At 66.3% G+C, this 11,755-nt stretch carries 6 protein-coding genes; 2 read left to right on the top strand and 4 right to left on the bottom strand.

Features of this window, described 5'->3' with window-relative positions:
• Positions 1 to 629: 629 nt before the first annotated feature.
• Complete coding sequence (locus BG482_RS12215) at positions 630 to 7,310, top strand: polymorphic toxin-type HINT domain-containing protein (protein WP_256096338.1); 6,681 nt, start codon at positions 630 to 632, stop codon at positions 7,308 to 7,310.
• 23 nt (positions 7,311 to 7,333) lie between these two features.
• A complete protein-coding gene (locus BG482_RS12210) occupies positions 7,334 to 7,798 on the top strand; it encodes a hypothetical protein (RefSeq protein ID WP_069768993.1) in 465 nt (154 codons plus the stop codon).
• 101 nt (positions 7,799 to 7,899) lie between these two features.
• Here the strand turns inward: BG482_RS12210 and BG482_RS12205 are convergent, their stop codons facing one another.
• From BG482_RS12205 to BG482_RS12190, 4 genes are all read right to left on the bottom strand, one after another.
• Positions 7,900 to 9,183: a tyrosine-type recombinase/integrase gene (locus tag BG482_RS12205; RefSeq protein WP_069768992.1), complete on the bottom strand. Its 1,284-nt coding sequence runs from the start codon at positions 9,181 to 9,183 to the stop codon at positions 7,900 to 7,902.
• Positions 9,183 to 9,407 (bottom strand): helix-turn-helix domain-containing protein, encoded by a 225-nt coding sequence (locus BG482_RS12200; RefSeq protein ID WP_069768991.1) that lies wholly within the window; start codon positions 9,405 to 9,407, stop codon positions 9,183 to 9,185. The genes BG482_RS12205 and BG482_RS12200 overlap by 1 nt, the downstream gene beginning before the upstream one ends.
• On the bottom strand, positions 9,407 to 10,852 hold the full coding sequence (locus BG482_RS12195; RefSeq protein WP_069768990.1) for a replication initiator: 1,446 nt from the start codon (positions 10,850 to 10,852) through the stop codon (positions 9,407 to 9,409). The genes BG482_RS12200 and BG482_RS12195 overlap by 1 nt, the downstream gene beginning before the upstream one ends.
• 147 nt (positions 10,853 to 10,999) lie before the next feature.
• Positions 11,000 to 11,734: a DUF2637 domain-containing protein gene (locus BG482_RS12190; protein WP_069769081.1), complete on the bottom strand. Its 735-nt coding sequence runs from the start codon at positions 11,732 to 11,734 to the stop codon at positions 11,000 to 11,002.
• Between the last annotated feature and the right edge of the window lie 21 nt (positions 11,735 to 11,755).

Raw genomic sequence — 11,755 nt, 5'->3', positions numbered from 1 at the left:
ACGCCGCGGTGAGTGTCTTTGCTGCGTGCGCAGGTGAGGCCTCGACCGCACCGGCAGGTGATATCGGCACCAGAACGCCAACGGCGGCGAGGCCTGTCAGCAACCGGAATCTGCGCCTTCGGAAAAGCGCCCTGTCCTCATTTTCTCTGGACACGAACAAATCCCCAATCCCTGTGCCCTGATTTCACGCAACTCTATAAGTGACACCTTCGGCTATCTCGCTCGGAGCACCACTGAGAGGTGGCAGAAAACATGGAGAACATGTGCATTGAGTGTAAAGGTGGGCAATCAGGTGACGTGGCTTGATCTCGCAAACATGGCCTGAACTGCAACTTTATCGATTCGTAGAAGTCTCACATCTCTCTCAAATGCCACGTCGACAGGTTGAGGATTCGGGTTGTTTCGGTGCGTAGCGAGTGGGAATCTATTTCCTGCGGCTGATCTTCCTGTTACCTTTTGGGGGCTTTGTTTGCCTTCACGAGGGGTGGGGCGTGAGCCGGTACGGCGCGCGTAGATGGGGCGGCCTTATTTCTGCCGCCCTCATACTGGGAATGCTTCCTGCGAACAGCGTGGCGGTTGCATCATCCGGTAAGGGAGTCAGTCTTCCCAAGCCGAAGCAGCCGCCTACGGTGGCAGTGGAGCGGATGGCTGTCGGTACTACGGACGATCGGCCCGATCAGGCGCGCCCCTGGAAGGCGCCCAAGGTCACCTGGCCGGAGCCCGGCGCCGCAACCGTGCAGCTGAACTCGGTGACCGCCGAGTCAGTGGCCAAGAGAGCCGGTTCGCTCCCCGTTGCCTTGACGGGTCCGCCTGCTGACGAGCGGACTGCTGCGCACCTGCCGGCCAAAGTGACCGTCACGCTCGCCGAGCAGAAGACCGCCCGCAAGGCCGGCGTCGAAGGTCTCCTGTTCTCCCTTACGCCTGCGGACGCAAGGAGTTCGGCGGGCAGCGCTTTGGTCCAGGTGGACTACAACTCGTTCAAGGGCGCGTACGGCGGTGACTGGGCTGCCCGTCTGCGGCTGGTGCAGCTGCCCGCCTGTGCGCTGACCACACCGGACAAGTCGGCGTGTCGCATCGCCAGGCCGTTGGCCACGACCAACGATGCGAAGGCCGGGACGCTCACCGCGACCGCCCCCCTGTCCGCTGCCTCCGTGACGTCCGCGAGGACGTTTCCGAGCCCGACCGTACTGGCAGCCACCGCCGCGGCCTCCGGTGCCGGTGGCAACTACAAAGCGACCTCTCTGCAACCCTCCGGCTCGTGGACGGCAGGCGGCGCGACCGGTGGATTCTCCTGGTCGTACCCGATCGACGCACCGGCGGTGCCGGGCGGTCTGAAGCCCGCCGTCTCGCTCGGCTACAGCTCCCAGGCGGTCGACGGCCGCACCTCGGCCTCCAACAACCAGCCCTCCTGGATCGGCGACGGCTGGGACTGGCAGCCCGGTTACATCGAGCGCCGCTACAAGTCCTGCGAGGACGACAAGGAGAAGGCCGGCGCGACCAACACCACCAAGGTCGGCGACCAGTGCTGGTACAACGACAACGCCGTCATGTCCCTGGGCGGCAAGACCATCGACCTGGTCTTCGACAAGGCCGAGGGATGGCATCCGGCCGACGACTCGGCTGAGAAGGTGGAGAAGCTCACCGGCGCGGTCAACGGCGACGACGGCACGACCGGCGTCGACGGCAAGGGCGAGTACTGGAAGGTCACTTCGGCTGACGGAACCCAGTACTTCTTCGGCCGCAACAGGCTTCCGGGCTGGAGCGACCACGGCACCGCCGCCGACGACCCGGTGACCAACTCGACCTGGACGGCACCGGTCTTCGGCAACCACTCCACCGAGCCCTGCTACAACGCCTCCTTCGCCTCGGCCTGGTGTCAGCAGGCCTGGCGCTGGCAGCTGGACTACGTCGTCGACCCGCGCGGCAACGCGATGGCGTACTACTGGTCCAAGGAGTCCAACAACTACGGCCGCAACGTCTCGACGACGACCGGCAAGGCCACGGTCACCCCCTACGTACGCGGCGGCTGGCTGGACCGCATCGACTACGGCCTGCGCGACGACGCCGTCTATACGGGCAAGGCCATGGGCCAGGTCCAGTTCGGCGTGTCGTCCCGCTGCCTGAGCGGCTGCACCTTCGACCAGACCAACGCCTCGCACTGGCCGGACGTCCCGTACGACCAGTACTGCAAGGATGGCTCCACCGAGTGCAAGGACCAGTACTCCCCGACGTTCTGGTCGCAGAAGCGCCTCTCCACCATCACGACCAAGATCCTGACCGGCGGTGTGTACAAGGACGTCGACACCTGGACCCTGGCACAGGACTTCCCGGCTTCCGGAGACGGCATATCCACCCCGATGTGGCTGAAGTCCATTCAGCACACCGGAAAGGTGGGGACTGCCGAAATCCTGCCTGCCGTCACCTTCACGGGCGTGCAGAAGCCCAACCGCGTCGACAAACTGGGTGACGGCCTGGCGCCGTTCGTCCGGCTGCGGATGTCACAGGTCAAGACCGAGACCGGTGGCACCATCGGCGTCGACTACTACGACCCCGACTGCACCGCCACCACGCTCCCTCCGGCGGACGGAACGAACACCACTCGCTGTTATCCGGTCAAGTGGCCCTTCGAGGGCGAGACGGCCAAGCAGGACTGGTTCGTCATCTACCCGGTCAAGCGAGTCACCGAAGGCGACAACCTCGTCGAGTCCCCCGACGTCGTCACCGAGTACACGTACCTCGGTGGCACCAAGTGGGCCAAGAGCACGGACGAGTTCACCAAGCCCAAGGACCGCACCTACTCGGTCTCGCGCGGCTATGAGCGCGTGCAGACCCGCAAGGGTGCCGGCGCGGATGCTCGGACTCTGACCGAGACCCGCTACTTCCGTGGCATCGACGGTGCCGAAGTGAAGGACTCCGCCGGCGTCGCGGTCATCGACCGGGAACAGTTCGCCGGCGCGGTGCGAGAGAGCGCGACCTACAACGGGGACGGAGGCGCGCTTGTCTCGGCCACCTCTTACACCCCATGGCGTTCGGCGGAGACCGCGACACGGGCACGCAGTGAAGCCGAGCTGCCCGACCTGAAGGCATTTCACACGGGCACTGCGTCGGAAGAGACCCGTACAACCGTCACTGGCGGCACCCGTACAACCAGAACCAGCCGCGGCTTCGACGCCTACGGCATGGTCACCCAGGTCTCCCAGCATGGCGACACCGCCAAGACGGGGGACGGCACTACCGTCGGCGACGAGAGCTGCACCACCACGACCTACCTGCGCAACACATCGGTCTGGTTGATCAGCACGATATCTCGCACAGAGACGGTCGCCGCGTTGTGCAACGCCACCGTCAAGCGTCCCGACGACATCATCGATGACTCCCGTGTCTCCTACGACGGCGCAGCGTTCGGTGTCGCCCCCACCAAGGGCCTGATCACCAAGACCGAGCGGATCAACGGCACCGGCACTGGATACGACATCGCCAGTTCCATCCCCAACACCTGCGGCGCGACCACGAACCAACTCTGCTACGACCAGTACGGTCGTCCGCTGGCGACGGCGGACGCCTTTGGCAAGGTCACCGTCTCGTCGTATATCCCTCCCGTGGGCGAGAACCCGACCACCGCAACGGTGACGAACACGCTCGGCCACGCCATTGCGACCAAGCTCGACCCGCTGCGAGGCCAGGCACTCGAGGTGACCGATGCCAATGGCCGCGTCACCTCGACGGCCTACGACGGCCTTGGCAGAGCTGCCAAGGTCTGGCTTCCGACCCGCTCGGCCACCGAATTCCCCGACGCGCCGAACTACTCCTACGCGTATCAGGTCCGCACCGACGGCCCCGTCGTCGTCACGACGAAGTTCCTCGACCACTTCTCCGAGTACCAGACCAGTTACGCCTTTTATGACGGTCTGCTGCGCGAGCGCCAGACTCAGGCCAAGTCCCCGGACCTGGCTGGGCGCCTGGTGACGGAGGCGTTCTACAACACCCGTGGCGAAGCGTGGCGCTCTTCCGGCACGTTCTTCAGCACCGGTGCCGCCGAGCCTGTGCTGGTGACCGGCCAGGACACGCAGTACCCCTCGTCCACCGAGACCGTGTTCGACGGCGCGGGCCGGCCAACAGCGGTGATCGCCAAGAAGTTCGGCGATGAGACGAAGCGGAGCATCACCACCTACACGGGCGACAGCACCACCGTCATCCCGCCCAAGGGCGGCACCGCGACCACGACAGTGGTGGACGCGCTGGGCCGCACAGTGCAGCTCAAGGAGTACACGAACGCCGAACACACGGCCTCGCAGTCCATTGGCTACCACTACGACAAACTCGGTCGCCTCGACGAGGTCACCGACCCGTCGGGGGCCAAGTGGACCTATGGCTTCGACGTTCGCGGCCGCCAGACCGACGTCGTCGACCCGGACAAGGGGGAGACCCACACCAAGTACGACGAAGGCGATCGGGTCACCGACACCACCGACGCCCGCAATATCACTCTGCACACCGACTATGACGATCTGGGCCGCCGCACCGCGGTCAAGAACGGCACCACCATGTTGTCGGCCTGGACCTACGACGATGTCGCCAAGGGCCAGCTCGCCACCACTACCCGCTATATCGACGGCAAGGCCTACGTCACCGAGATCACCGACTACAGCGCCTTCGACCAACCGGCAGGAACCAAGGTCACCGTCCCCGCCGGCTTGGGCGTGCCAGCCGGCAGCTACGAGTGGTGGAACTACTACAACGACAACACAGGCCAGCTCATGGAGACCGAGCATCCAGCCGTCGGTGGCCTGCCCGAGGAATCGGTTCACATCAACTACGACAGCGCCGGCCTGCTGCGGACTCTCAGCGCGCAGAGCGACCCGCTGATCTCGGACACGACCTACGACCACTACGGGCGTAACACCGTCCTCGAATACGGCAAGTTCGCCCAGCACCTGAAGACCACCAGCGTCTACGACGACCACACCGGCGCGCTGACCGACGCCTACACCGACCGTGACACCGCGCCGCAGAGGATCGAGGACTCCCACTACACGTACGACCCGGCCGGCAACATCACACAGATCACCACCAACTACGGTCAGGACGCCGCTCGGACCACCGACACCCAGTGCTTCACCCTCGACGCGCTCACGCGCATCACCGAAGCCTGGACAAACACGGGTAGTACGTGCGCCGCTGCTCCTTCCGGTGACGTGGTCGGCGGCCAGGACCCGTACTGGACCAGCTACTCGTACGACGCGGTGGGCAATCGAAAGACCGAAACCCAGCACCAGACCGCCGCAGGTCCCTCCGCCGACACGGTCCGTACCTATGCCGCACCCGACACGGGCAAGCACAACCTGCCCAGCGTCACCCAGACCGGCACCGATCCGCGCACCGAGTCCTACAGCTACACCGAGACCGGCGGCACCAAGACCCGAACTTTCAAGCGGGGCACTACGACCACGCTCAACCAGGACCTGGCCTGGGACGTCGAAGACCACCTCAAGTCCGTCACCAGCAACGGTCAGACAACCAACTACACGTACGACACCGACGGCCAGCGCCTGACCCGCACCGACTCCACGGGTACGACGCTCTACCTCCCCGATGGCAATGAGCTCACCATCGACAAGTCCGGCAAGGCCACGGGCACCCGCTACTACAGCACCGGCGCGCAGACGGTGGCCATGCGTACCGGCGGCAAACTGACCTTCCTGCTCGCCGACCACCACGGCACGACCACGACCCAGGTCACGGCTGACGCCGCTCAGGCGATCACACGCCGCAAGGCAGGCATCTTCGGCACCGCGCGAGGTGCCCAACTCGGCCCCTGGGCGGGAGACAAGGGCTTCGTTGGCGGCACCAAGGACACGGACACAGGCCTGACCCACCTCGGCGCCCGCGAATACGACCCAGGGGTCGGCCGCTTCCTCAGCGTCGACCCGATCATGGACCTGAGCGACCCCCAACAGCTCCACGGTTACACCTACGCCAACAACAACCCCATCACCGGCACCGACCCCTCCGGCCTCAAAGTCGACAACTGCGCCTACTACATAAACTGCACGGCCAACGGCGGCACCATCGACGAGACGGTGAAGGCCAAGAAAACGAAGAGCTCCGGCGGCGGTGGTGGGAGCAGCGGCGGCGGCAGCAGTGGTGGTGGAGGAGGCGGCGGGGGTGGCGGCGGAGGTGGCTGTTCGTGGTACACCGGCTGCGGGTTGAGCAAGGCTTGGGACGACACGAAAGACTGGGTCTCCGAGCACAAGGTCGTTATCGCCCAAGTCGCTACCGAAGTTGTGGTCGGCGGGTTGTGTCTCGGCACGGCGACGGGTGCAGGTTTCGCGACCGGGGGTGTCGGCTTCGCTGCCGCGGCGGGCTGTGGGGCTGTCGCTGGGGCGGCGAGTTCGGCAGTGGGGAACATGCTGTCGGACGACGCTGATCACAGCACCTCGGGACAACTTAGCGATATGGCTGAGGGAGCGGTTTGGGGCGCTGCTTCAGGTGCAGCCGGGTACGGCCTCGGAAAAGTCGGCGCGAAAATACTGGGTAAATGCCACAGCTTCCTGCCGGGTACAGGGGTACTCCTCGCTGACGGTACGAAGAAGGCAATTGAAGACGTTGAAGTCGGCGACGTAGTAATCACGACCGACCCGGAAACCGGCGAAACGATCAAGAAGCCGGTTGTTGAGACAATCACCACGGAAAACGACAAGGATTTCACCGAGATCTCCATTTCCGTGGACGGTGCGTACTCCAGCATCGTGGCCACGGATACCCACCCGTTCTGGGTGCCCGAGCTGAAGAAGTGGGTGCCGGCCGGCGACCTTCAGCTCGGCCAGATGCTCCGTACGAGCGCTGGGACTCATGTCCAGATCACCGCGCTCAGTCACTACGCGAAGCGCCAGCGCACACACGACCTCACGGTAGAGGACGTCCACGCGTACTATGTGCTGGCGGGTGAGACACCGGTCCTGGTGCATAACTCGAATGGCTTGTGCGGAACCGCGGCGCTGGAAAATGGAGACTGGCAGCACATCGTCGACCGTCACCGGCCCGGAGGTGCGCTGGTGGACGACGCGGCTGGAATCTTTACCGGTAAGGCGAAGCAGGTTCGCCAACGAATAGCCGACACAATCAATCGGGGAACACCTAAGCCCAATACGCCGGATCCTGTTACAGGTGCAGCGCGCCCTGGCCAGATCTACGAGTGGGATTTCGGAACCCCTGTCGGGAGGGCTGGTTCGGCGAATGGTGGCGGCGAGCTAACTGGCGTCCGCGTAATCGTTAACGACGGAAAAGTCGTGACGGCGTTTCCGTACTAGGTGGACAGCAAGTGAGGAAAAACGTGATTCATCTCTCCTTCGATCTCCCGGAGTCGGGTTCAGCCTGGATCAAGACCTGGGACGCCGCCAGGCAGGGCGATCCGGCTGCCGCTACGGAGATGGACCTCCGCTACAAGTACTTCGGGGTGAACTTCGAACTGGCGATTGATGACACCGAGATCGTCTCAAAGAAGAGATTTGTGACGCTCGTCGACCTGGCCTTGTCCCTTTCTGGTGCAGCGAAGCGAATCTCGTTGGGCGAGGATGCCGCGTTCGGGTTTACTGAAAGCGAGGAGGTTATTCGCCTGCGTCAGGATGGTGATCTCATCGCGGTGAGTTCGTCGAAGCGTCCTGTGCAGGCTTTCGTGGGGCGCGAGGAACTCGTACGAGAGATTCTCATTTTCCTGCGAGCGGCACATTCCCGGCTGATCGCCGAGATTCCCGAATTGTCTGCAAATTCAGTTATTCAGCGAATTCCTCCGGAGTAGGTCGCCTGTCTCGGAGGGGATGGAGAATGAAATGCAGAGGCCCCGCTGGAGTGTTCCAGCGGGGCCTCTGTGGTCGTTTGACGGCAACGCTGACGGCAACGTCAGCGGACGGCCGCTGTGGTGGGTGGGGCGTCAGGGTCGTCGTCGGTGGGGCTGAGCACGTCGCCGAGGGTGTCGATGGCCTGGCGTTGGAGGCGGAGTCGGACGTGGGCGTAGACGCCAGCGGTGACGCCGATGTGGGCGTGGCCGAGGAGTTCCTTGATGACGACGAGGTCGACGCCTTGCTCAAGGAGCAGGGTGGCGGTGGAGTGGCGGAGGTCATGGAAGCGGATTATCCGGAGCCCAGCGCGGTGGAGGAGGCGGCGGAAGCGGCGGGTGAGGTTGGTGGGGTCGAGTGGTCTGCCCTTCGGGGTGGTGAAGACGAGGCCGTTGTCCGTCCAGCCCGTTCCGGCTGCCTGACGCTCTTCCTGCTGCCGTTCCTGATGGGTCTTGAGGGAGTTGATGCATTCGGTGGGGAGGGCGATGCGGCGTTCGGAGGCGAGGGTCTTGGTGTTCAGGACGGTCAGGCCCTGGCTGCGGGTGCGCTGGAGGGAGCGGTGGATGGTGGCGGTGCCGCCGTCGAGGTCGAGGTCTTCCCAATGGAGGCCGAGGAGTTCACCCTTGCGGAGTCCGGTGCGCAGGGCGAGTTCGTACAGGCCATGCAGCCGGTCGCTGTTGGCAGCATGGAGGAGTTGCCGGGCTTCGGTGGCGGTGAGCGGCTGGAAACGCCTGGGGCGGGGCGTGGTCGTCTTGACGTTCCGGGCGACGTTGCGCGGGAGTTCGTCTTCGCGGACGGCGTGTTCCAGGGCGGATTTGAGGACTGCGTGGACGTACGTCACGGTCAGCGGTGACAGCCGCTTCTCGCAGCACTGGCCGATGGCGCAGCAGCACCGCCGGTCGGTGTCCCGTTCCTGGGCGCAGCACTGGTAGGTGGTGCGGAGTCCGTCGAGGAAGGTGCGGACGTCGCGGGTGGTGAGCCGGGCGAGCTTCTTGGCGCCGAGTCCGGGGTTGAGGTGGAGGCGGATGGAGGCGGCGTAGCGGGTGTGGGTGTTCTCCCGCAGGTGGCGAACGGCGACGCCGTCCAGCCAGTACGTGAGGTAGGCGCTCACGGTGCTGTCGGCCGTCGCGACGGGGAGGCCGCGGTTGCTGGCGGCGATCTTCTCGGTGAGCTTGGTCATCGCGTCTTTGCGGGTGGTGCCGTAGACGCGGACGCGCTTGCGGGTGTTGCCGGAGGCGAGCACGTATCCGGCGGCTTCCCATCGTCCGTCCTTGCGCTGGTAGACGGTCCCGTCGCCGTTTGCACGGGTACGGGAGCGGTGGGACGAAGAGGGGCGGTCTGTGGTCATCAGGCGGCGTCCTGTTCCAGGCGGGTGCGGATGAAGTCGGTGAGGGCATGCGTGGGGATGCGGCGGGCGCGGCCGAGGGTGATCGAGGCGAGCTGTCCGGAGCGCAGCAGGTCGTAGACGGCGGAGCGGCCGAGCTGGAGGCGGGCCATGACCTGGGGGACCGTCAGCAACTCCAGCGCCGGGCCGGTCCCGGCGTGGAGGACGGCAGTCGGGGACGAGGTCATCAGCAGCCGCCTTCGGCCGCGAACTGCCGTTCCAGTTCCTTGCGGTGCCAGACATAGGCGGCAAGAAGTGTGCCGCCGGGGCTGTAGCCCGTGCCGAGGTAGGCCCAGTGCCCGACGACGAGCGTGGTCGTCGGGTCGGGTTCGGGAAGGCCGGCGTGGGTGCGGGCCTGTTCGGTGCGCCAGGCGCGGCGGGCGTCGCGCAGCGCGCCGAGCGTGACGGAGTACCGACGGGACTTGGTGGAGAAGTGGCCCCGGAAGCCGAGCATGTGCGCCCACTTCCAGAGCTTGAGGTCGGCGAACTCGGGCAGCCTGCCGAGCTCCCAGCAGGTGCGGATCATCTGCCGGACGTGACGTGCGACGGCGAGACGGGGCAGGGGCCGGACCTGTCCGGTGCCGTCGCAGGCGGTGCACGGGAGTGGGGTTCCGTGGGGCAGGAGGGTGGCGCCGCGTCCCTGGCAGGGTCGGCAGTACAGGGTGCGGTCGAGGGTGCCGGTGGCGTCGGCTGATTTGGTGGCGTACTTGGCCACGTAGGCGGCCACGGCCTGGTCGGTGAATTCGCTGTCGGTGCCGAAGGCGGTGATCTCGGATACGTCGAGCTGTTTTCCCCAGGCGAGTGCGCGTTCCCCGATCGCGTCCGAGGTGACCGTGACGCGGACCCGTTCGGCTGCGGCGCGTACGGCGTCGGTGAGCTTGGCGACGGTGGCATACAGGGGTGGGGGCTGGTGGGTGCCGTCGGGGCCGTCGAGTCGGATGACGGCGTGGAAGTGGACCAGGCCGCGCTGCTGGTACTCGGCGACCTTGGCGAAGGAGATCCGCAGGACCGCGTGCGCGGCCTTCTGGGTCATACCGAGCCCTGCGGCGATCTCACGGCGCAGGTAGGTGGTGAAGCGGGCCCACAGGGCTCCGGCGTGGGCGTTGAAGAGGACCGCGCCCGCGTAGTCGTACGTTGCCGGGTTCAGGGGCGTCCCGATCAGGGCGTCCGTGGCTTCGTGGAGCTTGCGGCAGCGGCAGGGCCGGATGCCGCCGTCGGGCGTGGTGGGGCGGTTGTGGACGGGGCCGAAGGACGGCGGGGTGAGGGTGACGAAGACGCGGGGGTGGGTGCGAACGGTGTCCGGGACGGTCTTGCCGCCGGAGAGGCTGGCGCGGATGAGGTGGTAGGTGTCGGCGGCGTAGAGGCGGGAGCAGGCCGGGCAGCGGGAGGCGCGGCGGTTACCGCACGTGGTGAGCAGGCTGCCCGTGGGCTCGTCGGAGGAGGTGTAGGAGCGCAGTACCTCGCCGGTCGTGGTGTCGATGGTGACGCTATGGCCGGTCAGGCGGACGGGCTCGGTGCAGCCGCCGAGGTGCTCGATCTGCTGCTGTGCGCGGTCGAAGTCGGGGTGGTTGACCAGGTGGAGCAGGTCCCGTACGGCGGGGCTTGCCACGTGGCGCAGGTCCAGGGTGACCATTCGGGGCGTGTCCCTTCTGTTCGGGTGGGCGGCCCCGAGCAGCAACCAGCCAGGCAAAGAGGCGTGTTGGTGCTCGGGGCATGACGAACCAGGCCCATGGGCGGGCATGGGGTTCAGCGAGGGGATGAGGCCGGTGAGAGCCGGGGCTCAGAGCTGAGCGAGAGCGGCGGTGGCCACCGGCAGGGCGATGCCCATGCGGGTTCCCAGGTGGGCGGCGGTGATCGGGGTTCCATGCTCGGCGCGGTGGGTGTCCGCGATGCGCCGGGCCGCATCCAGCAGAGCGGACGGCAGGGCCGGGCCGGAGACGGAGCGGGCCGCCTTGGCGACGGTGGTTGGAGCCGGGGTGGGCTGCGGTTCTTCGGCCGGCAAGTCGGCGATGACCGGGACAGAGGGAGTGGGTGCTGATTCAGGTGCGGGTGCTTCGTTGGGCACCGGCTCGGAGAAAGGAGCGGCAGCTACCTCCGGGTGCGGGGCGGGGGTGGTGTGCATGTGGAACTGGGTGAGGAGGGCGGGGCCGACGCGGCCCCAGCCGAGGAGTAGGAGCGGGGCGACGGTGTCCAGGCAGGCGCGGCCGTAGCGTCCGGTCAGCAGGGGTTCGGCGGTGTTCAGGGCGAGGGTGAGCAGGCCGCACAGGTGAAGCAGCCGGGTACCGGCCCGCAACTCCGCCTTGGGTACCCCGCGCAGGGCCAGGAACCGCAGGGCGACCAGGAGCCCGACGACCGACAGGTCCACCATGGGCGCGATCAGCGGGGCGATCGGGTGGGGGACGCCGAGGCGCAGGGCGAGTGCCCAGACGTTGCCGAAGGAGAAGACGAAGGCCAGGGCCGCGATGACCGCCATGACCACGGTCACAGTGCGCCGGGTGAACCGTTCCTCCGCCATCATCTCAACCTCCTTTCTGGC

The organism is Streptomyces sp. LUP30 (assembly GCF_001746365.1).
Taxonomy (GTDB): Bacteria; Actinomycetota; Actinomycetes; order Streptomycetales; family Streptomycetaceae; genus Streptomyces.
The sequence above is the reverse complement of the archived record's forward strand: the minus strand, read 5'-3'. Positions and strand labels throughout refer to the sequence as shown.